At 36.9% G+C, this 24,191-nt stretch carries 24 protein-coding genes; 5 read left to right on the top strand and 19 right to left on the bottom strand.

The window, feature by feature from the left end; genetic code table 11:
* Positions 1-17 precede the first annotated feature (17 nt).
* The 10 genes from yghU to LU301_RS01735 form a co-directional block, all read right to left on the bottom strand.
* The gene (gene yghU / locus LU301_RS01780; RefSeq protein WP_305271959.1) at positions 18-824 is read right to left on the bottom strand and encodes a glutathione-dependent disulfide-bond oxidoreductase; all 807 of its coding nucleotides are present in this window, start codon (positions 822-824) and stop codon (positions 18-20) included.
* 161 nt (positions 825-985) lie between these two features.
* Positions 986-2,083, bottom strand: a complete 1,098-nt coding sequence (locus LU301_RS01775; protein ID WP_305271956.1) for a PhoH family protein — start codon at positions 2,081-2,083, stop codon at positions 986-988.
* Between the two features lie 134 nt (positions 2,084-2,217).
* The gene (locus tag LU301_RS01770) at positions 2,218-3,969 is read right to left on the bottom strand and encodes a flotillin family protein (protein WP_305271954.1); all 1,752 of its coding nucleotides are present in this window, start codon (positions 3,967-3,969) and stop codon (positions 2,218-2,220) included.
* Positions 3,970-3,978: 9 nt separating this feature from the next.
* Complete coding sequence (locus LU301_RS01765; protein ID WP_305271952.1) at positions 3,979-4,704, bottom strand: hypothetical protein; 726 nt, start codon at positions 4,702-4,704, stop codon at positions 3,979-3,981.
* A gap of 36 nt (positions 4,705-4,740) precedes the next feature.
* The gene (locus LU301_RS01760; RefSeq protein ID WP_305271950.1) at positions 4,741-4,992 is read right to left on the bottom strand and encodes a hypothetical protein; all 252 of its coding nucleotides are present in this window, start codon (positions 4,990-4,992) and stop codon (positions 4,741-4,743) included.
* 4 nt (positions 4,993-4,996) lie between these two features.
* Positions 4,997-5,653 (bottom strand): YqiJ family protein, encoded by a 657-nt coding sequence (locus LU301_RS01755; protein WP_305271948.1) that lies wholly within the window; start codon positions 5,651-5,653, stop codon positions 4,997-4,999.
* A gap of 22 nt (positions 5,654-5,675) precedes the next feature.
* Positions 5,676-6,416, bottom strand: a complete 741-nt coding sequence (locus tag LU301_RS01750; protein WP_305271945.1) for a hypothetical protein — start codon at positions 6,414-6,416, stop codon at positions 5,676-5,678.
* Between the two features lie 12 nt (positions 6,417-6,428).
* Positions 6,429-7,097 carry a PspA/IM30 family protein gene (locus LU301_RS01745; RefSeq protein ID WP_305271943.1) on the bottom strand — a complete coding sequence of 223 codons (669 nt, stop codon included), beginning with the start codon at positions 7,095-7,097 and terminating at the stop codon, positions 6,429-6,431.
* A gap of 15 nt (positions 7,098-7,112) precedes the next feature.
* The gene (locus LU301_RS01740) at positions 7,113-7,592 is read right to left on the bottom strand and encodes a hypothetical protein (RefSeq protein ID WP_305271941.1); all 480 of its coding nucleotides are present in this window, start codon (positions 7,590-7,592) and stop codon (positions 7,113-7,115) included.
* Complete coding sequence (locus tag LU301_RS01735; protein WP_305271940.1) at positions 7,579-8,085, bottom strand: hypothetical protein; 507 nt, start codon at positions 8,083-8,085, stop codon at positions 7,579-7,581. Before LU301_RS01735 ends, LU301_RS01740 begins: the two co-directional genes overlap by 14 nt.
* 231 nt (positions 8,086-8,316) lie before the next feature.
* Here LU301_RS01735 and LU301_RS01730 point away from each other — a divergent pair, with 231 nt between their 5' ends.
* Complete coding sequence (locus LU301_RS01730; protein WP_305271939.1) at positions 8,317-8,823, top strand: DUF4442 domain-containing protein; 507 nt, start codon at positions 8,317-8,319, stop codon at positions 8,821-8,823.
* Here the strand turns inward: LU301_RS01730 and msrA are convergent.
* The 4 genes from msrA to LU301_RS01710 form a co-directional block, all read right to left on the bottom strand.
* Entirely contained in the window at positions 8,792-9,316 is a 525-nt protein-coding gene (gene msrA, locus LU301_RS01725) for a peptide-methionine (S)-S-oxide reductase MsrA (protein WP_305271938.1), read from the bottom strand. The genes LU301_RS01730 and msrA overlap by 32 nt on opposite strands.
* A gap of 5 nt (positions 9,317-9,321) precedes the next feature.
* On the bottom strand, positions 9,322-9,882 hold the full coding sequence (locus LU301_RS01720) for a dihydrofolate reductase (RefSeq protein ID WP_305271936.1): 561 nt from the start codon (positions 9,880-9,882) through the stop codon (positions 9,322-9,324).
* 63 nt (positions 9,883-9,945) lie between these two features.
* The gene (locus LU301_RS01715) at positions 9,946-10,377 is read right to left on the bottom strand and encodes a hypothetical protein (RefSeq protein ID WP_305271934.1); all 432 of its coding nucleotides are present in this window, start codon (positions 10,375-10,377) and stop codon (positions 9,946-9,948) included.
* A gap of 8 nt (positions 10,378-10,385) precedes the next feature.
* On the bottom strand, positions 10,386-11,228 hold the full coding sequence (locus LU301_RS01710) for a thymidylate synthase (RefSeq protein WP_305271932.1): 843 nt from the start codon (positions 11,226-11,228) through the stop codon (positions 10,386-10,388).
* Between the two features lie 192 nt (positions 11,229-11,420).
* On the opposite strand from LU301_RS01710, the gene rplM reads away from it, so the two are divergent.
* The 4 genes from rplM (at position 11,421) to LU301_RS01690 (ending at position 13,481) form a co-directional block, all read left to right on the top strand.
* Positions 11,421-11,849 carry a 50S ribosomal protein L13 gene (gene rplM / locus LU301_RS01705; RefSeq protein ID WP_305271930.1) on the top strand — a complete coding sequence of 143 codons (429 nt, stop codon included), beginning with the start codon at positions 11,421-11,423 and terminating at the stop codon, positions 11,847-11,849.
* 12 nt (positions 11,850-11,861) lie between these two features.
* Positions 11,862-12,254, top strand: a complete 393-nt coding sequence (rpsI, locus tag LU301_RS01700; RefSeq protein WP_305271927.1) for a 30S ribosomal protein S9 — start codon at positions 11,862-11,864, stop codon at positions 12,252-12,254.
* Between the two features lie 143 nt (positions 12,255-12,397).
* Entirely contained in the window at positions 12,398-13,045 is a 648-nt protein-coding gene (locus LU301_RS01695; protein WP_305271925.1) for a glutathione S-transferase N-terminal domain-containing protein, read from the top strand.
* A gap of 19 nt (positions 13,046-13,064) precedes the next feature.
* Entirely contained in the window at positions 13,065-13,481 is a 417-nt protein-coding gene (locus LU301_RS01690; RefSeq protein ID WP_305271923.1) for a ClpXP protease specificity-enhancing factor, read from the top strand.
* 97 nt (positions 13,482-13,578) lie between these two features.
* Here LU301_RS01690 and rpoC read toward each other — a convergent pair whose 3' ends face one another.
* From rpoC to rplA, 5 genes are all read right to left on the bottom strand, one after another.
* Positions 13,579-17,838, bottom strand: coding sequence for a DNA-directed RNA polymerase subunit beta' (rpoC, locus tag LU301_RS01685; protein ID WP_305271921.1), 4,260 nt, complete (start codon positions 17,836-17,838; stop codon positions 13,579-13,581).
* A gap of 77 nt (positions 17,839-17,915) precedes the next feature.
* Positions 17,916-22,004, bottom strand: coding sequence for a DNA-directed RNA polymerase subunit beta (gene rpoB, locus LU301_RS01680; RefSeq protein WP_305271919.1), 4,089 nt, complete (start codon positions 22,002-22,004; stop codon positions 17,916-17,918).
* A gap of 278 nt (positions 22,005-22,282) precedes the next feature.
* Positions 22,283-22,654, bottom strand: coding sequence for a 50S ribosomal protein L7/L12 (rplL, locus tag LU301_RS01675; protein WP_305271916.1), 372 nt, complete (start codon positions 22,652-22,654; stop codon positions 22,283-22,285).
* 51 nt (positions 22,655-22,705) lie between these two features.
* Positions 22,706-23,212, bottom strand: coding sequence for a 50S ribosomal protein L10 (gene rplJ / locus LU301_RS01670; RefSeq protein WP_305271913.1), 507 nt, complete (start codon positions 23,210-23,212; stop codon positions 22,706-22,708).
* Positions 23,213-23,493: 281 nt separating this feature from the next.
* A complete protein-coding gene (gene rplA / locus LU301_RS01665; RefSeq protein WP_305271911.1) occupies positions 23,494-24,189 on the bottom strand; it encodes a 50S ribosomal protein L1 in 696 nt (231 codons plus the stop codon).
* Positions 24,190-24,191 lie beyond the last annotated feature (2 nt).

Genomic DNA, 24,191 nt, shown 5'->3' with positions numbered 1-24,191 from the left:
TTTAAATCATCTTATATTTATTTAATCGACTTTAATTCTAATTGCAACGCCTGTTGTACTGCAGGACGTTGTTTTAATTGATTTGCCCAACGAATAATATGCGTATATTCATGAGCCGATAAAAACTCAAAGGCATTATAATGCTCGCTGACATATAATTCACCTAAACATAAACGCCCGTACCAAGGGAATATTGCCATATCTGCCACTGTATAATCATCGCCCACCATAAATTGATGAGTTGCCAAATGTTGATTTAATACATCAAGCTGACGTTTAGTTTCCATCGCATAACGGTTAATCGCATATTCAATCGGCTGTGGTGCATAGGCATAAAAATGTCCAAAACCACCACCTAAAAATGGTGCAGACCCCATTTGCCACATGAGCCATGATAATGTTTGGGCATTTTTGTGAATGTCACTTGGTAAAAACTGCTGATATTTTTGGGCTAAATACAATAAAATCGCACCACTTTCAAAAATTGAAATCGGCGTATCTTGGCTATAATCTACTAAAGCAGGAATTTTAGAATTTGGATTGATAGCAACAAAATCTGAACCAAATTGGTCGCCTGCCATAATATCAATTTTAAAAGCATCGTAGCCTTTGATTTTATTTAAGGCTTTTAGCTCTTCTAAAATAATATTGACTTTGATTCCATTTGGTGTATTTAAACTATAAAGTTGATAATCAAATTCACCTTTAGGTAAAGTTTGTGTATGCGTTGCACCAGCAGTTGGGCGATTAGTACCGCCAAATTTACCGCCATTTTGGTTTTTAACCTGTTCATAATCCCAAATTTTTGGAGGAATATAACTCATGTCGTTACTCCGATATTAAGCATGATGATATTTACAGTTTAACTGTATTTGATTAATGTAAATCACCCAATCAATTCAGCAACGGTAATTGAATTCACATCAAGCTGGATTACCAGTTGATTACATATTATGCTGATTTAAAATTACCGTGTGCATATTTATTATCCTGAAGTATTTTGATGCTGTTCATCAGCCTTAGCATCATGTTCAGTTATCAATGCTTGTTGTAAGGCTTTCTTTTCAGCTCGTTTTTCTGCTGAAATGCGTTGTTGTTCATCATCAAATTGATCGTAGGCTTCCACGATTTTTTGTACTAATTGATGACGAACAACATCTCGAGAATGAAAACGTGTAATATGAATTTCTTTAATATTTTCAAGAACCTTTAGTGCTTGTGCTAACCCAGATTGTTGTCCACGAGGTAAATCGACCTGAGTAATATCACCTGTAATCACTGCACGAGAACCAAAACCAAGTCGAGTTAAAAACATTTTCATCTGTTCAGGTGTGGTATTTTGTGCTTCGTCTAAAATCACAAAAGAATGGTTGAGCGTTCGCCCACGCATATAGGCAAGCGGTGCAACTTCAATCACTTGACGTTCGATTAATTTTGCCACTTTTTCAAAACCCAACATTTCATATAAGGCATCGTATAAAGGACGTAAATAAGGGTCGATTTTTTGCGTTAAATCCCCCGGCAAAAAGCCTAATTTTTCTCCAGCTTCGACCGCAGGACGTACCAATAAAATCCGTTGAATTTCATTACGTTCTAACATATCCACTGCAGCCGCCACAGCCAAATAGGTTTTCCCCGTTCCCGCAGGTCCAATACCAAATGAAATATCACTTTGTAAAATACGTTGCACATAACGGCGTTGATTTGCCCCACGTGGATTGATTCGCCCTTTACGAGTTTGCAAATACACGTCCATTGGTGCATCGCTATCATCATTTTCATCAACATTAACAAGCTGTTGCATATCATGCTGATTTTGGCTGGCTTGAATAATTAAATGCAATTGGTCAGCCGTAATCGTTTGATTTTCGCTTTCTTCATATAAACGTTGCAATACTTGTTCAGCTTGTTCAACCTGAGCTAATTCGCCTTGAATGGCAAAATGTTCGCCACGTTGAGCAATCGTAACATGCAAACGTTGCTCGATTTGTTTTAAGTGTGATTGATAAATTCCTGTTAAGCGTTTCAAATGCTCTAAGTGAATATCATTAAATTTTAAATGACGTTGGATACTAGCAGTCAAGGGTATTTCCTTTTAAATAAAACATCGTTTAGTTCAGACAATATTATCATAATATGTTCCTATCGCATATTAAATTTAGTTGTGAATAAAAAATCAGCCTAACTCAACATTAGACTGATTTTTAAAAGCGGAATCTAATCTACTTTGTTTGTGCTTTGGCTAATATTTTGATTTAAACCATTGGTTAAACCATTAATATCTCCACCATTTAAGCCAATTTCTTTCAACAAACTATCCACCAATGGAGCTTGTGAACGATAGCGTAAAGCCGAATTGACCATTTGGTCAGCAAGGTTAGCATTATTGTTTTCGCTAGTTTCTACATTTGCACCATTACCGCCAAAACCACCTAAGCCATTAACTTGTAAAATCTTAATGTCATCGATGTTTTCCATTGGACGTACACTTTCACGAATAATTTCAGGTAAATGCTTGAGTAATGCCAAACGGATTTGCATTTCAATTTGTTCAGTTGAAAGTACATTTGCAGCTTCATTAACTGCTTTCGCACCTTCTGCATCAACACGATATTGTTTTTCTTGTGCTTCAGCGAGTAAGATTTTAGCATCGGCTTCACCTTTTGCCTGTAAGCGTAATTTCTCCGCTTCTGCAGTTGCAGTAATACGCACCGCTTCCGCTTGGTCAATCGCTGCTTGTTTTTCTGCATCAGCTGCAACCGTAATAGCAATTGCTTCTTTTTGAGCCGTCTCTTGAGCAGAAATTAACTCAATAGTTTTTGCACGCTCTGCACGCTCAGTCTCACGCACGGTAATAACGCTTTCTTCTTCACGCACCGCATTAGCACGTGCTTTATCCGCTTCGGCTTTGGCTTCAGATTCTGCACGAGATTTTTCCGCTACCGCAATGGCACGGTCTTGCTCCGCCAATTCAATGGCTTTTTTCCGCTCAACTTCTGCACGTTCAATCTGCTGTTCTTTTTGGATTTTTTCATTTTCAATATCACGCTCTGCCAAAATGCGTTTTAAATCCACTTCACGTTTAGCAGCAATTTGAGCTTCTTCAGCTTCACGCTTTTTATTAGCTTCTTGTCCTGCAATTTCGGCAGCTTGCTCAGCACGGCGAACGGCAATTTCTCGTTCTTGTTCTGCTTTACGAATTTCGATTTCACGTTCTTGCTCTAATTTTGCATATTCTTCTTCACGCAAAATTTGTAAGCGAGTACGCTCAGCTTCTAAATTTTTGGTTTTAATTGCCAAATCAGTATCTTGTTCAATATCATTACGCTTTTTACGGCGAATTTCAATGGTTTCAGTTAAACGAGTTAAACCCTCCGCATCAAACGCATTTTGTGGATTGAAATATTCAAAACCTGTTTGATCTAAACCTGTCAATGACACAGTTTCTAATTCCAAACCATTTTTAAATAAATCTTCTGATACCACTTGTTGTACTTTTTGCACAAAATCCACACGTTTTTCGTGAAGTTCTTCCATTGCCATTTCAGCCGCAACTGCACGTAAACTATCCACAAATTTACCTTCCACCAAGTCTTTTAAGTCTTGAGGCGACATGGTTTTCATACCCAATGTTTGTGCAGCGGTAGCAATACTTTCTGCCGATGGTTTTACACGCACATAAAATTCAGCTGTAACATCAACACGCATACGGTCTTTGGTAATTAAGGCTTGTTCACTGGCACGGCGTACTTCAAGGCGAAGAGTATTCATATTGACAGGAATCACTTCATGAAGCACAGGCAGGACAATCGCACCACCGTTCACAATGACTTTTTCACCGCCAAAACCCGTCCGCACAAAAGAAACTTCTTTACTGGCACGGCGATATAGGCGAGTTAAAATCAAGCCTAATACAAAGAGTGCGATTAGAATAATAATCGCAATGGTTAAAATGGAAAATAGGTTCATAGAAGCTCCTTATGCTTTAAAGATTTTAGAGTAAATGATGGGATATATCAAACCCAATATAAAAGAGAACCACCAAGCTATTTGTAGCGATTTTTTAATGCTGTTGATAGCGTCAAATTGTTCTAAAAGCAACCTGAAAGAAACATCTTTGGTAGCAGTTACAAAAAGAGTAATTCCCGAATCAAAAGCAAATTTATCATTGTAATTAGAAAATTTTGTTAACAGCATCAATAATTCTTTCCAACTTATTGAGTTCCAACTACTGTTCTCAATAAACCTGAGGGTTTGCCACTCAAAAGATACGCAAAATAGCATAAAAGATATGCTTAGTGGTATAAATCTTACTGCTCCACTAAATTCTTTATCATAAAAATTATTATTCATAACTTTATCCAAAAAACCATCAATAAAGCAGGATAAACTATCTTGTATTACTAGCACAGAAAGACAAAACAAGAGGGATAAAATCAATATAAATCCACTCAATGTTTTGAAAAATATTGTCAAAATTAATAACAAAAAAAATACAAAAAACAACTCTAATCCAGTATTTTTTGTAGCATAAGCATAATAATTATTTTTTCCACTAATTTTCTCAATCAAGCAAGAAAAAATAAATATAAATAAAACAGTTAAGCATATAGCAATATTTGAAAAATTACTAATCAATAGAATAAAAATTATAGCTGCCACAACTCTTATGTGCCAAATTGGTTTATTTGTTTCTAAAATCAATATTTAATCTCCGCAATTTCTATCCCATTCATCACGCTACTGTCTTTGTAAGCTCACTGCATCTACGTCATCAAAACAAGCGGATTTTGGCAATTTCATTACTATTTCTATCATTGAATTCTGATGAATTTTATATGACTTTAATCCAGCAATTTGTTCATCATTTAATACTGGTATATCACTATAATCAATCTTATCATCAGGCATAGATTTTAGGTAATTTAGCTCATCATAATTCATAGATGTATTTCTGATTTCATCAAGCGTTTTTCTTGCCATACTGACCATATTTTCAATCCACCAAAACTTGATTTACATTTTTAATCGCTACAAAATACATTTCTTTTTGGGCAATTAATAATACCGTTTCTCCTTGTATCAAATCTTCATCATCAGCATACGCCATCACATAATGCGTTTGACCGTGCGTATCTTTCACTTTGATTTGAGCAGGAGTTTCTTGAGTTGCTTTACCAATGACCACTACACCCACACGTCCAATCAATTCATTTTGATGAATGGCGGTCGTTTCATCTTTGGGTAAAATGAGATAAACCCCTTTAGCACATATTCTAACAATCGGCAACGAAAGCAACCATACCACCACAACCGCAAGCAAACTTGGTGCATAAAACCCAACAACGTTATGTAGCATAGCCTGTATGATAAAGCCAGTCAGCCCAAAAACTGCTAAAAAGATAACCATTAACATCAATAATGGAATTTTACCCACATAGAGCCAACTTAAAAAACGAATCAATACACCTGTATCCGCACCATCTACGCCAATTTCAGTATGTGCGTGTAATTCATTTGGTAATAATCCATCGACCCAATCATTAACACCACCCATCATCAACGCCACCACTTCTACAATAAAAAGTAATAACATCAATGCCAATGCAATACCAAATGGTGCAGTTTGTGTCGCAGTTATTAGTTCAAACATGACTTTATCTCAATCAAATATGTTATTTTGATGTAATTTGATTAAATTGCTGTTTAGCGTGTTGATAATAAGTCATTGCTTCATCATTGGTCGCAAAACCAAGCGATTGTACCAATTTAATCAAATCATCATGAGCTGCAAAGATTAAACCGCCACCTTGAGTCACTTGCTCCATCAACGGTTGTGCTTGACCACCTAAGGTTGGATCCATTAAATTGAGTTTACTCATTTGCTGATATGCACTTTTGGTTTGTTCTATACCACGTTTCATCTTATCAGCAATAGACTGTACTTCTGGCGTATAAAGTTTGACATTATTCACTTCACGCAAGAGATTATCCATCAATGCCATTTGCTCATTAAATACTGCACGAATTTCTGCATCACTTTTAGCAGAAATCAAACGTTGTTGCCATTGCATTGCTTTATCCATACCATTTTGATATGAATTAGCACGCAAATAAGCCTGTTGTAATGCAACAATATCACCAATCTTTTTACTTTTTTCTAGCATTTCTACCTTTTCAGGACTTAATTTTGATACATCAACTTGCCCAACATGACTAGTTGATAATGTCGCTGATGATGTACTCGCAGTTGTCGCTAATGGTGTTTGCGATGATGTCAATGCTGATGACGTTTCCGCTGAATTTGTCGTTTGCGTTGCTGATGTTGCTTGCGTTTTGTTCGCTGTATCGCTATCACCACAAGCGGTTAATGCCATTGCACTTAATAGTATGGTTAAAATTTTGGTTTTCATCATATTCTACTCCAATTATTGCCCAGATTTTAATTTTGCCAAACGCTCACTAATGCGATTATTGCGACTTAGCTCTTCTAACTCTTTTAAGCTTTGTGCATTATTATTGGCATTGGTACTGTGATTAAATCCTGTTTGGCGGCTCATTACACGGTCAAAAGCGTTGGTTGCTTTTTCTGCTTTTTGAGCAATTTTATCCAAATTTGAGCCAGTATTTACGCCCTGCCCTTGACTTTGTATCGCTACAGTTTTTTGATAATTTTCAATCGCAGTCATTAACTCACGGCGTTTGGCTTGTAATGCCACAATAAAACCTTCTAACTCTTTTTCCTGTTCGCTACAATCGGCAATGGTATTTTCAAGTACAGGCAAACGAGCTTCAATATCAATTTGTTCTGCAATACCCACTTGTGCCAAATCATCACGTCCGAGATTCACCGCTGTAACAATGCTATCATTTAATTGTTCATGACGTGTATTTTCATCGGCTAATTTTTTAGTTGCAAGGTGCTTTTGAGCCACAATTTTACCTAATTCAGCACGCACTTCATCAATCGCCTGCTCAATCTCACGCACATTTTCATTAAATGCTACCATTGGGGCTAAATCTTCTGCTTTATCCATCAAAGCATGAAAACCACCACTCACAAGCCGTCCCACACGGCGGGATAATGTTTCGCTCATTGTGTACTCCTTAAGCTAAACAAATTGTAAATAATAATCGCTATATTGCTCTAAATATTGTGGTTCAATCATATTATGATTTTCATCATAACAAAATTGCCAAACCATTTCGCCAATTTGTTCATCATATTCAAAAATATCATAATAAACCAATTGACCATCGCCATCATACCAAGTACATTTAGCTTTACGATGTTTAATTAACCATTCATTTTGTGTCATCAACAGTAATTTAAATTGCCCATCAAGCCATTTATAATCACGATAACCATAATTATGCCCATCATCATAATATTCACGATAAGCAATTAAAGTGGTATGATTGATAAAAACATTCTCACAAATTAATTGACCCTGCTCATCAAATTCAGAGATTTCATCTTGAATGATATTACCCTTTAAATCTAAAATCACTTGACGAATGGCAACATCATTTTGATTACGATAAATAATGATACGATGTGTATCATAATCTACAGTTTCAACGCTTAACATCAGCTTTATTCTGAGAAATCAACTGTGCTAGATTTAAAGTATTTTCCAACTCGCCTAATACTTTATCATCATAACCTGCACCTTTACCTGTAATCGCAAGTTGTAAAATACTATCCATTAAACGCACAATCCGCCACATAGCTTGTTTTTCAAAATCGACTAATGCCGTTTTATCACACGTTTTAGGATAATCGCCTGCCATCGTTGCCATCAAATCAGGCAATACATCAAAGATTCGTGCCACAATATGTGAATGCACTCCTAAAGCCTTTTCTGACTGTAAAATTTCATGGCGAGCGGTATTCAACATTTGCTCACAACTAGTTAAAATAGCATCGTAAGCCTTACTTTGTGTATGGGCAAGCCGTGCTTGTTTTAACAATTCACGGATTTTTTCTGATGGTGTATTTGCACCATCAATCTGTAATTGAGCAATAAAATCTGCATCTTCTTGGCTAATGCGTACACTTAGCGGGATACGGTTGGCTGTCATAAGTATGCTATTTTAACCTTTTGTATTCATTTGAATACATTATAATAAAGATATATTTAATTTTCAAGTGTTTTTATAATTTTGATGGAAACTCAAAAGACCTTGCAACAGCAAAAATGAAGACAGAAACTGATTGATTTAGAGCTAAGTTATGATAGAATTCATATTTTGATAGGAGCTAACATTCATTCTAAACCACAATCCAATCTTTAAAATGGCATCTTATTTGATATGAAAGCAAATCGTTTATTAAAAATGGTCAATGTTAGTTCACATTTACCAAAAATGTTCCAGCGTAAAATATGGACAAAAATATTTGGTCGTATCGTGCCAATGGTGGGTACAGCTAAAATTCGTTATGTTGAAGTCAGTCCACAACAAGTCATTGTTGAAATTGATAATCATAAGGCAGTACAAAATCATATTCACGGCGTTCACGCAGCAGCAACTGCACTATTAGCAGAAACTGCCACAGGTTTTATCGCAGGTTTGAGCGTGCCTGATGAGCGTATTTTACTAATTAAATCTTTAAAAGTTGATTATATCAGAATCGCAAAAGGTAAATTAATCGCTACAGCTACCTTAAACAATGAACAACGTCAATTTATTTTACAGAATGAAAAAGGCGAACTTTCTATTCCCATTACCGTAATTGATGAACAACAACAAGAGCCTGTCAAATGTGAAATGATTTGGGCATGGCGACCTAAACGTGCTTCATCAAATGAGAAAAATTAGCCTTTAACTTCATTAACTTAGGTGGAATGACCGCATTACAATAACCTTGAGTCGGATTTCTAGCATAAAAATTTTGATGATAATTTTCAGCAGGATAAAAGATTGGAGCTGGACTGACTTCTGTTACAATGTTGAGACCAAATGAAGTTAATTCAGCGACTTTTTGCTCTGCTAAAATACGCTGATTTTCATCTAAATAAAAAATCACTGAACGATATTGTGTACCAATATCATTACCTTGACGATTAAGTGTTGTAGGGTCATGTGTCGCAAAGAAAATATCTAAAAGATTTGAAAAATCAATGACTTTTTCATCATAATCAATACGAATGACTTCCGCGTGCCCTGTATTACCATCACATACAGCGTGATAATTTGCCATTTCCGCCGTGCCTCCTGCATAGCCACTTTCAACTTTGTGTACACCTTGCACTGCTAAAAATACTGCTTCAGTACACCAAAAACAGCCACCACCAAATATTGCTTGTTGCATGATATTTACTCCACCTTATCTTGCTGATGTAATTGTCGATATGTTTCAAAAATATAATTTACACCATTTTTTGCACTTGTACCATGCTCACGATGTATTAAAGTAAATTCAATTGGAATAGAAGGATAAAACGCATCACCCTGTACATCTAAATCAACACGTGTAATTTCTAATCTATCCATAATAGGTAAAGTTTGCTTAAAAATATCCCCACCTCCAATAATAAATAGCTGTTTTTTATTAATATTTTCAATATCTTCACTGGCTAATTCTAAAGCTCTCTCTAAACTATAGGCTATTTTAACGCCATCTGCCGACCAATTTTTATCCCGAGTAATCACCCAGTTAATGCGATTAGGCAAAGCTCGTCCCATACTTTCAAAGGTTTTACGCCCCATCACAATCACACCGCCAGATGTAATATCTTTAAAATGTTTTAAATCTTCAGGGATATGCCATGCCAGTTGATTATCTTTGCCTATGCAATGATTTTTATCAAATGCAACCACATGCACCAATTCAATATTTTGGGCGTTTAAGGTTTGTTTAATATTTAATAAATTCATTAGGTTACACTCACTATTATATTTAGTTCAATAGAATACTATCATTGAATTTAACTAAAATCTTCACTCAGCAATATCTTTTGATTTCAATAAAACTAATCCACTTAATAAAACAAATAAACATTGCCCTATCAAAAAAACTACTAAAAATCCATTTTGACAATCCACCATAGAGTGCCAAAATAAGCGACCAACTGATGTACTTTCAATCCATTGCATCATCAGCCACATCAACATATAATACATCGAACACAAAGCTACATAAATGATTTTATTTTTAAAACAACTTAATAGTATGGTAAAGAAAAAGCCTAATATTGCCAATAACTTAAAAACCACATCGTCATCATTACCTGAACTATTAATTTCACTCATGTAAAATGGCGTACCATCAAAAATACCAGCACACAAATTATCAGCATTGACAAAAGTTAAGGCTAATGATGAACATAATAATGCACTATTCGCTAACAAGCGATAAGATACTGATTTCATTTGCAATATTAAACAGCCACATCTGCCTTAATACGTTCATGCGATTGATAATTCACAATTTTAATATCATCAAAAGTAAACTCAAATAAATCTTTAATATTTGGATTTAATTCAAGCTGACATAATGGCAGCGGCTCACGGCTTAATTGTAATTTGGCTTGTTCAAAATGGTTATGATACAAATGCGTATCGCCACCCGTCCACACAAATTCGCCGACTTGCAAATCACAAACTTGGGCAATCATATGCGTTAATAAAGCGTAACTAGCGATATTAAATGGCACGCCTAAAAATACATCAGCACTACGTTGATATAATTGACATGACAATTTACCATTAACCACAAAAAATTGAAATAAAGTATGGCACGGCGGCAATGCCACTTGATTGGCTTCTTTCGGATTCCAACCCGAAATAATTAATCGGCGAGAATTAGGGTTAGTTTTAATCTCATTAATCAGCCATTTTAATTGGTCAAAACCATCAGCATTATATTGCCCTTGCTCATTTTTACTCGCACCAAAATTACGCCATTGATGACCATAAACAGGACCTAAGTCGCCTACTTCACGTCCAAATTTAGCAGTCTGCTCTGCTGTTGCCCATTCGTCCCAAATGCTTACACCATTATCCGTCAAATATTTGACATGAGTATCGCCTTTAATAAACCACAATAATTCATAAATAATTGATTTAAGGTGCATTTTTTTAGTAGTTAATAAAGGAAAACCTTGTTTTAAATCAAAACGCATTTGATAGCCAAATACTGAACGTGTACCCGTACCTGTACGGTCGCCTTTATCATCGCCAGTATCAATAATATGTTGTAATAAATTAAGATATGTTTGCATATTTAAAATCGTATCATGAAAAACTTATTGCTACCTATTTTAACCTAAAATTATGGCTATCATCATCTATATTCACAAAAATAAATATTAGAAAGCTGATAATAGAGCTTTTTTTTTACATCAAAATCATATACAATACGCATTCTTAAGTTTGGATAATATCTATCCAAACCAACTATAATAGGTATTGAAATGAAAACTATCAGTGCAAAACCTGCTGAAGTACAACACGATTGGTACGTTGTTGATGCGACAGGCAAAACACTTGGTCGTTTAGCGACTGAAATCGCACGCCGTTTGCGTGGTAAACATAAAACTTCTTATACTCCGCACGTTGATACTGGTGATTATATCATCGTCATCAATGCTGAGAACATTCAAGTAACTGGTAACAAAGCTTTAGATAAAAAGTACTACCGTCATACTGAATTCCCAGGTGGTTTAAAAGAAACTAACTTTGAAAAATTAGTTGCTCACAATCCAGAAGAGATTTTCCAACGTGCTGTAAAAGGTATGTTACCAAAAGGTCCTCTTGGTTATGCAATGATTAAAAAAATGAAAGTGTATGCTGGTAGCGAACATCCACACGCTGCTCAACAACCACAAGTTTTGGATATCTAAGGAATACTACACATGGCTAATAAATACGACTACGGCACAGGTCGCCGTAAAACAGCAACAGCTCGTGTATTCTTATCTGCGGGTACTGGTAAAATCACAATTAACAATAAATCATTAGAGCAATATTTCGGTCGTGAAACTGCTCGTATGGTGGTTATGCAACCATTAGAATTGTTAGATGTTACAACTAAATTTGACCTTTATATCACCGTAAAAGGTGGTGGTATTGGTGGTCAAGCAGGTGCTATCCGTCACGGTATTACTCGTGCATTAATCGCATCTGATGAAACATTAAAACCAGCTCTTCGTCAAGCAGGTTTCGTTACTCGTGATGCTCGTGAAGTTGAACGTAAGAAACTTGGTTTACGCAAAGCACGTCGTCGTCCACAATTCTCAAAACGTTAATCGTTACGAATTTGGTTCGATACAAAAACCTTGCTGTTATGGCAAGGTTTTTTCATATCTTAAAATACATAATGAATTATCACATAGATTTTTCAGCCTATTTTTAGTATGATAATACATTAGCCTTTACATTGATGATGTCTATGTCGATTGAAAAAAATCTATCTCAAGGTATTACACTTTATAGCCATAGTGACGATTTCCGTTCGCATTGGATTCGCTTTATGTTAAAAGAAAAACATATTGCCTATCAACTTATTTTAAGCGATTATGATGATGAAGATATTCAAGATTTAAGCCCTTATCAAACACTCCCTATACTGATTGAACAAAATTTAAAACTCTATCATTGTCTCTCTATTGCAGAATATATCGATGACCGCTACCCCCAATATAAATTATTTGCTGATAGTCCTGCAAAACGTGCTGAACAACGTCAATATTTATGGCGATTTGAACAAGATTGGTTTCATTTAGTCGATGATATTACACGCCATGAAGATAGCTTAGACCCACAAAAACAACAACAGGCTTTAACCCATTTGTCCAATACTTTAAGTTCATTAACCCCTTTATTTGAACATTTTTCTTATTTTTTATCTGAACAATTTACTATTTTAGATTGTATGCTTGCCCCAATCTTGTTAAGATTAGATGCAATGCAACTGTATTTACCAATGCCACATTGTCGTGCCATTCGCAAATATGCAACACGTTTATATCAGCGACAAAGTTTTGTACAGTCACTCACTTTACAAGAACAACATCGTTATCAAATGTATCTAAAATAGGTCTACTTCATAGGATTTTATGATGAGTAATGATATTAATATGACCCCAAACCGTCCATATTTAGCTCGTGCTATTTATGAATGGATTATTGATAATAATCTCACACCACACATTATGGTTGATGCCACACAGGATAATGTAATGGTACCACAACAATTTGTGCAAAATGGGCAAATTGTTTTAAATATCGCTCCACATGCCACTCATCAATTTGAAATAACCAATCACGCGATTACGTTTTCAGCACGCTTCGGTGGTGTTGCACATAATCTTTATATCCCTATGCCTGCTTTATTAGGAATTTACGCCCGTGAAAATGGTATGGGGCTATTTTTCGATCCAAATGAATATAAAGATGTTGAATTTATCGATAAAGAAATTCAACCAAGTGAAGAAGCACCAAAACGTAATTCTAAATTAAGTTTTGTTGATTAAACCGTAATTTTATTTAATCAACATTCTACTAGGTTTCCTGTTACACAAAAAAGAGAAGTTAATCATAGACTAACTTCTCTTTTTGTTTATCATCAGATTACATATCTTGATTCAAACCTTCACTAAATGCTTGGTCTAAATCTAAAGTTGCACTCGATGTTTCACTCAACATATCTGAAGCAAATTCATTGGCTAAATCTTTAGCAAATTCAGCAGCAAAATTATCTTGCTCAGGAAGTTGCTGTTCAGCTTCTTCTGCACGACGGCGTTCTAAATGATACGCTAGACCTGTACCTGCTGGAATCAAACGACCCACAACTACGTTTTCTTTCAAGCCACGTAAATCATCTTCTTTGCCTGTTACCGCTGCTTCAGTTAAGACACGAGTTGTTTCTTGGAATGAAGCTGCAGAAATAAACGAATCAGTCGATAATGATGCTTTAGTAATACCCATTAATTGACGTTCAAAACGTGCAGGGAATTTATTCTGCTCTAATAAAGCCTGATTTTCTTGGACAACTTGGATATAATCCACTTGATCGCCTTTAATAAAGCTTGAATCACCGCCATCAATGATTTCAACTTTACGCAACATCTGACGTACAATCACTTCGATATGCTTATCGTTGATTTTTACACCTTGTAAACGATAAACGTCTTGTACTTCATTTACGATATAGTTGGTTAATGCCACTTCGCCTTTTAAACGTAAGATGTCATGTGGATTTTGTGGACCATCAGCAATGGTTTCACCACGTGTTACTGTTTCACCTTCAAATACGTTGATTTGACGCCATTTTGGAATGAGTTCTTCGTAAATTTCACCACCATCTTCAGGTGTAATGATTAAACGGTTCTTACCTTTAGTCTCTTTACCAAAACTTACGATACCACTTACTTCGGCTAAAATTGCATGCTCTTTTGGTTTACGTGCTTCAAATAAGTCAGCAACACGTGGTAAACCACCCGTAATATCACGAGTACGTGAACTTTCTTGTGGTACACGACCTAAAACATCACCAATACCTACTTTTTCGCCATCACGTACTGTTAAAATAATACTTTGTGGTAAGAAATAGAATTGTTCGCCACCATCAACCGTATCTAATACAATTGCAGGACGTAAATCTTTACCAGATGCAGGACGAGCTGTTACAGGTAAGATTTGAATCGTGGTCATACCAGTTGCTTCATCAGACTTAGATGCCGCAGTTACACCATCAATAATTTGAGAGAAACGTACTTTACCCGCCACTTCTGTTACGATTGGATGTGTATGTGGATCCCAAGTCGCTACGATACCACCAGCTTCTACAGCATCACCATCTTTCAACTGAATACTTGCACCGTATGGTAATTTATAGCGTTCACGCTCACGACCTAACTCATCAGCTACACCAATTTCACCAGAACGAGAAACTGATACTAAATGACCTTTAGCGTGTTGTACTGTTTTTACGTTATGGAAACGTACTGTACCTTTATTTTTCACTTGAACGCTATTCGCTGCTGATGTTCGGCTTGCCGCACCACCCACGTGGAATGTACGCATGGTCAGCTGCGTACCGGGTTCACCAATCGATTGTGCAGCCATAACACCTACAGATTCACCTGGATTTACCAAATGACCACGAGCTAGGTCACGACCATAGCATTTTGCACACACACCAAATGTTGATTCACAACTCACAACTGAACGAACTTTAACTTCATCGACACCTGCTTCTTCTAATTGAATAGCAATTTTCTCATCGATAAGCGTGCCTTTTTCAAGTACTACTTCGCCATCAACCGCACGGCGGACATCATCAGCAGTTACACGACCCAAAACACGGTCACGCAATGGCTCAATTACATCACCACCTTGGATAAGCGGTGTCATCACTAAGCCATGCTCTGTACCACAGTCAGCTTCTGTAATGACTAAATCTTGTGCTACATCCACCAAACGACGTGTTAAGTAACCAGAGTTTGCCGTTTTCAATGCTGTATCGGCAAGACCTTTACGAGCACCGTGTGTCGAAATAAAGTACTGCAATACAGTTAAGCCTTCACGGAAGTTTGCTTTAATTGGCGTTTCAATAATCGAGCCATCTGGCTTTGCCATCAAACCACGCATACCAGCAAGCTGACGAATCTGAGCAGCACTACCACGTGCGCCCGAATCCGACATCATATAAATGCTATTGAATGATTTTTGTTTTTCATCTTCACCCTGCTTATTTTTAACAGTTGTGTAAGATAAGTTATCCATCATCGCTTTCGCAATCTGATCGTTAGTACGAGCCCAAATATCGACAACTTTGTTATAACGTTCGCCTTCTGTTACAATACCCTGATTGAATTGAAGTTCAATCTCACGCACTTCAGCTTCCGCTTTAGCAATAATTTCTTGTTTTTGTGGTGGAATTAACATATCTTCCATACCAACCGAAACACCTGAACGTGTTGCTTGGCGGAAACCTAAATACATTAATTGGTCAGCAAAAATAACAGTATCTTTTAAGCCTAATACACGGTAGCATGAGTTAATTAATTTTGAGATATTTTTCTTATTCATCTCAGCATTAATCATCTCAAATGGCAAACCTTTTGGTACAATTTCCCAAAGTAAACAACGACCTGGTGTTGTATCAACTAAAATACGACGTTGTTCTTGCTCACCTTGTTCATTGATAATGGTTTCATCAACACGAACTTTAATACGTGCGTGTAATGCGACTTGTTGTGTTGCCAGAGCACGATTTACTTCTGCTGTATCAGCAAAAATCATGCCTTCCCCTTTTGCATTTACTGCATCACGAGAAATGTAGTACAAACCCAATACTACGTCTTGCGATGGTACGATAATTGGTTCACCGTTGGCAGGCGATAAGATGTTATTAGTAGACATCATTAACGCACGAGCTTCTAATTGAGCTTCAAGTGTTAATGGAACGTGTACCGCCATTTGGTCACCGTCAAAGTCGGCGTTAAACGCTGTACATACCAATGGGTGTAAACGGATCGCTTTACCTTCAATCAAAATCGGTTCAAACGCTTGTAAACCCAAACGGTGAAGTGTTGGTGCACGGTTCAACATCACAGGATGCTGACGAATTACATGAGCTAAAACGTCCCACACCTCTGCGGTTTCACGCTCTACCATTTTTTTAGCAGCTTTAATGGTACTTGCATAACCTGCTGATTGTAAACGAGCATAAATAAACGGCTTGAATAATTCAAGTGCCATTTTCTTTGGTAAACCACATTGATGTAAGCGTAATGATGGACCTACCGTAATTACCGAACGACCAGAATAATCTACACGTTTACCAAGTAAGTTTTGACGGAAACGACCTTGTTTACCCTTAATCATATCAGCAAGTGATTTTAATGGGCGTTTGTTAGAGCCTGTAATGGCACGACCACGACGACCATTATCCAATAAAGCATCAACAGATTCTTGTAACATACGTTTTTCGTTACGTACGATAATATCTGGTGCAGCCAAGTCTAATAAACGTTTTAAACGGTTATTACGGTTAATCACACGGCGATATAAATCGTTCAAGTCAGATGTCGCAAAACGACCGCCATCAAGTGGTACTAATGGACGTAAATCTGGTGGTAGGACTGGTAATACATTCATGACCATCCACTCAGGCTTATTATTTGACTCTTTAAACGCTTCCATTAATTTTAAGCGTTTAGACATTTTTTTCAATTTAGTTTCAGATGTCGTTTGTGGGATTTCTTCACGTAAACGTGAAATTTCTGCTTCTAAATCAATATCTTTTAATAAGTCTTGAACTGCTTCAGCACCCATTTTTGCTGAGAATTCATCACCATGCTCTTCTAAAGCATTATAATATTCTTCATCAGTCAAAAGTTGGTATTTTTCAAGTGGTGTCATGCCTGGGTCAGTTACCACATAAGATTCAAAATACAACACACGTTCAATATCACGCAAAGTCATATCTAACAATAAACCAATACGACTTGGTAATGATTTTAAGAACCAAATATGTGCAACTGGGCTTGCTAATTCAATATGACCCATACGGTCACGGCGGACTTTAGCTGTGGTTACTTCAACACCACATTTTTCACAAATCACGCCTTTATATTTCATACGCTTGTATTTACCACACAAGCATTCATAATCTTTAGTTGGACCAAAAATTTTAGCACAGAATAAACCATCACGTTCAGGTTTAAACGTACGATAGTTAATAGTCTCTGGTTTTTTCACTTCACCATGCGACCATGACTTAATCATCTCAGGAGACGCAAGACCAATACGAATACGATCAAACTCTAAAGTCGTTTGACCATCTGTATCTTTCTTACGCATAATATCGAGCAAGTCTTTCACTTTAATTCTCCATAAACCGAATGATTTTGCTATATCATTCGGTGAGTTCAATACTGTAATACGTTTTCTGAACGAGATTATTCGCTATCTTTAAGTTCAATGTTGATGCCTAAAGAACGAATCTCTTTAGTCAATACATTGAATGATTCTGGAATGCCAGGATCCATATAATGATGACCATCAACAATATTCTTATAGATACGTGTACGACCATCAACATCATCAGACTTCACGGTAAGCATTTCTTGCAATGTATAAGCTGCACCGTAAGCCTCTAATGCCCAGACTTCCATCTCACCGAAACGCTGACCACCAAATTGTGCTTTACCACCTAATGGTTGTTGTGTTACTAATGAATAAGAACCAGTCGAACGAGCATGCATCTTATCATCAACTAAGTGGTTCAATTTCAACATATACATGTAACCCACTGTTACAGGGCGGTCAAATTGTTCACCTGTACGACCATCAAATAAGATTTGCTGACCAGAACGTGGTAACTCTGCCAATTCTAACAGCTCTTTGATTTGCGTTTCTTCCGCACCATCAAACACAGGCGTTGCTAATGGTACACCTGCACGCAAGTTACCAGCAAGTTTTAAGATTTCTTCATCAGTTAAACTGTCTAAATCTTCTTGCTCACCACCGACTTTGTTGTAAATTTTATCTAAAAATTCACGCAATTCGAGAATAGTACGTTGTTGTTTCAGCATCTTATCGATTTGCTCACCCAAACCACGTGCAGCTAAACCAAGATGTGTTTCCAAAATCTGACCCACGTTCATACGTGACGGTACACCTAATGGATTTAATACAATATCAACAGGCACACCGTTGATGTCATACGGCATATCTTCTACTGGTAAGATGTTTGATACTACACCCTTGTTACCATGACGACCTGCCATCTTATCCCCTGGTTGGATACGGCGTTTTACTGCAAGATAAACTTTTACGACTTTTAATACACCAGTCGTCAGCTCATCACCTGATGATAATTTACGTTTTTTCTCTGCAAATTTCTCATCAATCTCCACACCCTTCTCTTTCAAGAATGTTTGAATTTGTGCTAAACGCTCTGCTACACCTTCATCAGCAGGTTGAATTTCTAATAAATCCACCACTTCTAGACGAGACAATATATCTTCAGTTAATGTATCGCCACGTTTAGTTGTACCACCACCATTTGATACTTGGTCTTTTAATAAGCGGACAATACGCTCACGTGCAGCTTCTTCAAAGATTTTGTATTCTTCTTTCAAGTCTTTACGATACGCATCAAGCTGTGATTTTTCAATTGCTTTCGCACGTTCATCTTTCTCTACACCATCACGAGTAAAGACTTGTACATCAATCACTGTACCTTTCGTACCAGATGGCACACGTAATGATGAATCTTTCACATCAACCGCTTTTTCACCAAAGATAGCACGTAATAATTTCTCTTCAGGCGTAAGTTGTGTTTCACCTTTAGGTGTTACTTTACCAACAAGAATATCACCTGCAGTCACTTCTGCACCGATATAGACAATACCAGATGCATCAAGTTTATTTAACGCTGCTTCACCCACATTTGGAATATCTGCAGTAATTTCTTCTGCACCAAGTTTAGTATCACGTGCCACACATAGTAATTCTTGAATGTGAATAGATGTTAAACGATCTTCTTGTAATACACGTTCTGATAATAAAATCGAGTCTTCGTAGTTATAACCATTCCAAGTCATAAACGCAACACGCATATTTTGACCTAATGCCAATTCACCCATATCGGTTGATGGACCATCAGCTAAAATATCGCCAATTGCAATTTTATCGCCTTGTTTAACAATGACATTTTGGTTAATACAAGTATTTTGGTTAGAACGTGTATATTTGATTAAGTTATAAATATCAACGCCTGCTTCACCTGCAACCATTTCATCTTCATTAACACGCACCACGATACGAGATGCATCAACATAATCAATTACACCACCACGTTTAGCAACCACACATACACCTGAATCTCGTGCTACGTGTGCTTCCATACCTGTACCGACTAATGGCTTATCAGCACGCAACGTTGGCACAGCTTGACGTTGCATGTTAGAACCCATCAATGCACGGTTCGCATCGTCATGCTCAAGGAACGGAATTAAAGATGCCGCTACAGAAACAACCTGCTGTGCAGATACGTCCATATGCGTTACACGGTCAGGTGTCATACGCACAAATTCACCATGATGACGTACAGAAACCAAATCTTCAGCAAGATTATTGTGTTCATCAAGAATTGAGTCTGCTTGTGCAATCACTGTACCCACTTCTTCAATCGCTGATAAATATTCAACTTCATCTGTTACACGACCATCAACCACTTTACGATAAGGTGTTTCTAAGAAACCAAATTGGTTAGTTTTCGCATAAATTGATAATGAGTTAATCAAACCAATGTTTGGACCTTCAGGCGTTTCAATCGGACATACACGACCATAATGCGTTTGATGTACGTCACGTACTTCAAAGCCTGCACGCTCACGAGTCAAACCGCCCGGACCAAGTGCGGATACACGACGCTTATGCGTGATTTCTGACAATGGGTTGTTTTGATCCATAAATTGTGATAATTGGCTTGAACCAAAGAACTCTTTAATTGCTGCTGATACAGGTTTTGCATTAATTAAATCTTGTGGTGATAAATTATCCGTTTCGGCTTGTGATAAACGCTCTTTTACTGCACGTTCAACACGCACCAAACCGACACGGAATTGGTTTTCAGTCATTTCACCTACAGAACGTACACGACGGTTACCAAGATGGTCAATATCATCAACCTCACCTTTACCGTTACGGATATCTACTAATGTACGCAATACATCAATAATATCTTCATGTGATAATACGCCTTCAATTTCACGCGTTTTCTGATCAATACCCACTTCATAAGGACGACCTAAACGGCGATTAAATTTCATACGACCCACAGGCGATAAATCATAACGCTCATTGCTAAAGAATAAATTATTAAATAAGGTTTCTGCAGCTTCTTTAGTCGCTGGCTCACCTGGACGCATGACTTTATAAATTTCAACTAAGGCATCATCACGTGTTCTTGTACTATCTGCACGTAAGGTATCCGCAATAAATGGACCACGATCAATATCATTAGTAAATAAGATTTTAAATTGCTTAATCCCATTTTCAGCAATTTTTACTAAAGTTTCATGATCTAATAAAGTATTTGATGCAATTACACTGCCATCTTTAAGCTCAATATCTTCAGCAACAATGCGTTCATACAGATATTCATCAGGTACTGTTAATTTATCAATACCAGCAGCTTCGATTTGACGTACATGACGTGCATTAATACGCTTTCCTTGCTCAACAAGTACTTTTCCATCTTTATCTTTAATATCAAATTGAGCCATTTCACCACGTAAACGCTCTGGCACTAAATCAATTTGACATACGCCCATATCCAGATATACGCCTACTTTTTCGTAGAACATATCAAGGATTTGTTCATCTTGATAACCTAAAGCACGCAAAATTACCGTTGCTAATAATTTACGACGGCGGTCAATACGTACATAAACTAAATCTTTCGCATCAAATTCAAAATCTAACCATGAACCACGGTAAGGAATAATACGTGCAGAATATAATACTTTACTACTTGAGTGTGTTTTACCTTTATCATGATCAAAGAACACACCTGGTGAACGATGTAATTGCGACACAATCACTCGCTCAGTACCATTAATTACAAATGTACCATTTTCAGTCATTAATGGAATTTCACCCATATAGACTTCTTGTTCACGCACATCTTTAATCGCTTTTGTTTCACGATCTTTTAAAATCAAACGAATTTTTACACGCATCGGTGCTGCGTAAGTTGAACTACGCATAATACACTCACGCACATCAAACTCAGGCTTACCCAGTTGATACTCAACAAATTCTAAAGCCGCATTACCAGTATAACTTTCAATAGGAAATACTGAACGAAACGCTGCTTGAAGTCCGATATCCTCACGCTCTTTTGATGATTTGCCATCTTGTAAGAATGCTCGATAAGAATCGACTTGAATAGCCAATAAATATGGAACATCCATCTTTTGAGGCAATTTACCAAAATTTTTACGGATCCGCTTTTTCTCGGTATATGAGTATGCCATCTTGGGTCCTCTTCATTTAAACTCAATCATTCGGCCGAATGAAACAACAAAACACATTTTAAGTCAAAACTTAAAAATTATAAACACAGAAAATGCTTAAGCATATTTTCACTATAAAAATATGATTAAACATTTTTAGATATTGGGTTAAGTATAGCCACTTAGATTTTCAACATTCAAAAACATAAGCAAGCTATATATTATAACGCAAAATGGTTGATGACCCAATAGCCATCAACCATTTTTTAGAACTTTTTTGCAAAAATTCTATAAACAGATTACTTAAGTGTAACTGTAGCACCAGCTTCTTCAAGTTTCTTCTTAAGTTCTTCACCTTCTTCTTTAGAAACACCTTCTTTAAGAATAGCTGGAGCACCTTCAACTAAGTCTTTAGCTTCTTTCAAGCCCAAACCAGTTGCTTCACGAACTGCTTTAATTACGCCTACTTTGTTTGCACCGAAGCTTGTTAATTCAACATTGAATTCTGTTTGTTCTTCAGCAGCAGCACCGCCAGCAGCAGGAGCAGCAGCAACTGCAACCGCAGCAGCAGATACATTGAATTTCTCTTCAAAAGCAGAAATTAATTCAACTAATTCTAAAACAGTTTTTTCAGCAACTGCATTTAAGATTTCTTCGTTTGATAAAGCCATGAGAATAACTCCAAATGGATATAAATTGATAAATAATAAAATGGATTAAGATTAAGCAGCTTCTTGCTCGTTTTTCTCTTTGAGTGCTGTAAGTAAGCGACCCAATTTCGAAATTGGAGCTTGAAGAACGTTGGCAAGCATAGTAAGTGCTTTTTCTTGGTTCGGTAAGTTAGCAATTGTACTAATACCAGCACCAGTATAGACTTTACCATCAAATGCTGCTGCTTTTAATTCGAAGTTTTTGTTTGTTTTAGCAAACTCTTCAAATAAGCGTGCAGCTGCACCCATATCGTCTTCTGAAGTTGAAAAACCGAGAATTGTTGGACCAACTAAAGTATCATTTAAAATGTTAAACTGAGTTCCCTCAACTGCACGTTTTGCCAATGTATTACGCACAATACGTACATATACATTTAATTTACGTGCTTCAACACGAAGTTGAGTTAATTGTTCAACAGTTAAACCTTGATAGTCAGCAACAACAACAGAATATGCAGAATTTGCTACTTGACTAACTTCTTCTACAATCTGCTTTTTGTCCTCTAAAAGTAGAGCCACTGTAAACCTCCTAAGGTTGCTCCATACATTGCACCGTGCAATGTACACCATTTGTCGCCTTTCAGCCACATTACGGAGGAGAAATCTCTCACTACCGCATCTACGCAGGCTAATTTTTAAGAGTAAGAATTATCGATAGTAATAATCCATACCCGCCTGAGGTCTTTGACGCTAATAGATTTACATCTATCAATTCAAAGTCCACTTGGGTCATTAATAATGTACACATTCCCAATGCCCAAGATTTTTAAATTCCGTCAAACAATCAGTAATATCACTGATTATTTAGATACATCATTTACATCAATAGTCAAACCAGGACCCATTGTAGAGCTCAAAGTTACTTTTTTGATATAAACACCTTTTGAAGTTGCTGGTTTTGCTTTTTTCAAGTCAGCAATCAACGCTTCAACGTTTTGACGTACTGCTTCACGTGTAAAGCCTACTTGACCAATCGCGGCATGAATAATACCAGCTTTATCTACACGGTAACGTGCTTGACCAGCTTTTGCATTTTTTACAGCAGTTGCAACATCAGGAGTTACTGTACCTACTTTAGGGTTTGGCATTAAACCACGAGGACCTAAAACCGTACCTAACTTACCAACAACACGCATTGCATCTGGAGCAGCAATTACCACATCAAAGTCTAAGTTACCCGCTTGAATACTTTCTGCTAAGTCATCAAAACCTACAACATCAGCACCCTCAGCCTTAGCTGCTTCTGCTTGAGCACCTTGAGCAAATACTGCAACACGTACAGTTTTACCAGTACCTGCAGGTAAAGTTGTCGCACCACGAACCACTTGATCAGATTTACGTGGATCTACACCTAAGTTTACTGCCACATCTAAAGATTCTTTAAACTTAACTGCTGGTAAACCATTTAATACATCAACCGCCTCATCTAAAGTATAAACTTTATTCGTATCAACTGCCGCAGCAATCGCTTTTTGACGTTTAGTTAATTTAGCCATAA

The sequence above is a fragment of the Moraxella sp. ZY210820 genome, assembly GCF_030674635.1.
GTDB lineage: Bacteria > Pseudomonadota > Gammaproteobacteria > Pseudomonadales > Moraxellaceae > Acinetobacter.
Note: the sequence above shows the minus strand (reverse complement) of the source record. Positions and strands in the feature narration are given on the sequence as shown.

Excerpts from the sequence above, each read along its gene's own strand:
- yghU (WP_305271959.1), bottom strand. The coding sequence starts at position 824 with ATGAGTTATATTCCTCCAAAAATTTGGGATTATGAACAGGTTAAAAAC.
- LU301_RS01770 (WP_305271954.1), bottom strand. The coding sequence starts at position 3,969 with ATGAACCTATTTTCCATTTTAACCATTGCGATTATTATTCTAATCGCA.
- LU301_RS01760 (WP_305271950.1), bottom strand. The coding sequence starts at position 4,992 with ATGGTCAGTATGGCAAGAAAAACGCTTGATGAAATCAGAAATACATCT.
- LU301_RS01755 (WP_305271948.1), bottom strand. The coding sequence starts at position 5,653 with ATGTTTGAACTAATAACTGCGACACAAACTGCACCATTTGGTATTGCA.
- LU301_RS01750 (WP_305271945.1), bottom strand. The coding sequence starts at position 6,416 with ATGATGAAAACCAAAATTTTAACCATACTATTAAGTGCAATGGCATTA.
- LU301_RS01745 (WP_305271943.1), bottom strand. The coding sequence starts at position 7,097 with ATGAGCGAAACATTATCCCGCCGTGTGGGACGGCTTGTGAGTGGTGGT.
- LU301_RS01740 (WP_305271941.1), bottom strand. The coding sequence starts at position 7,592 with ATGTTAAGCGTTGAAACTGTAGATTATGATACACATCGTATCATTATT.
- LU301_RS01735 (WP_305271940.1), bottom strand. The coding sequence starts at position 8,085 with ATGACAGCCAACCGTATCCCGCTAAGTGTACGCATTAGCCAAGAAGAT.
- LU301_RS01730 (WP_305271939.1), top strand. The coding sequence starts at position 8,317 with ATGAAAGCAAATCGTTTATTAAAAATGGTCAATGTTAGTTCACATTTA.
- msrA (WP_305271938.1), bottom strand. The coding sequence starts at position 9,316 with ATGCAACAAGCAATATTTGGTGGTGGCTGTTTTTGGTGTACTGAAGCA.
- LU301_RS01720 (WP_305271936.1), bottom strand. The coding sequence starts at position 9,882 with ATGAATTTATTAAATATTAAACAAACCTTAAACGCCCAAAATATTGAA.
- LU301_RS01715 (WP_305271934.1), bottom strand. The coding sequence starts at position 10,377 with ATGAAATCAGTATCTTATCGCTTGTTAGCGAATAGTGCATTATTATGT.
- LU301_RS01710 (WP_305271932.1), bottom strand. The coding sequence starts at position 11,228 with ATGCAAACATATCTTAATTTATTACAACATATTATTGATACTGGCGAT.
- rplM (WP_305271930.1), top strand. The coding sequence starts at position 11,421 with ATGAAAACTATCAGTGCAAAACCTGCTGAAGTACAACACGATTGGTAC.
- rpsI (WP_305271927.1), top strand. The coding sequence starts at position 11,862 with ATGGCTAATAAATACGACTACGGCACAGGTCGCCGTAAAACAGCAACA.
- LU301_RS01695 (WP_305271925.1), top strand. The coding sequence starts at position 12,398 with ATGTCGATTGAAAAAAATCTATCTCAAGGTATTACACTTTATAGCCAT.
- LU301_RS01690 (WP_305271923.1), top strand. The coding sequence starts at position 13,065 with ATGATGAGTAATGATATTAATATGACCCCAAACCGTCCATATTTAGCT.
- rpoB (WP_305271919.1), bottom strand. The coding sequence starts at position 22,004 with ATGGCATACTCATATACCGAGAAAAAGCGGATCCGTAAAAATTTTGGT.
- rplL (WP_305271916.1), bottom strand. The coding sequence starts at position 22,654 with ATGGCTTTATCAAACGAAGAAATCTTAAATGCAGTTGCTGAAAAAACT.
- rplA (WP_305271911.1), bottom strand. The coding sequence starts at position 24,189 with ATGGCTAAATTAACTAAACGTCAAAAAGCGATTGCTGCGGCAGTTGAT.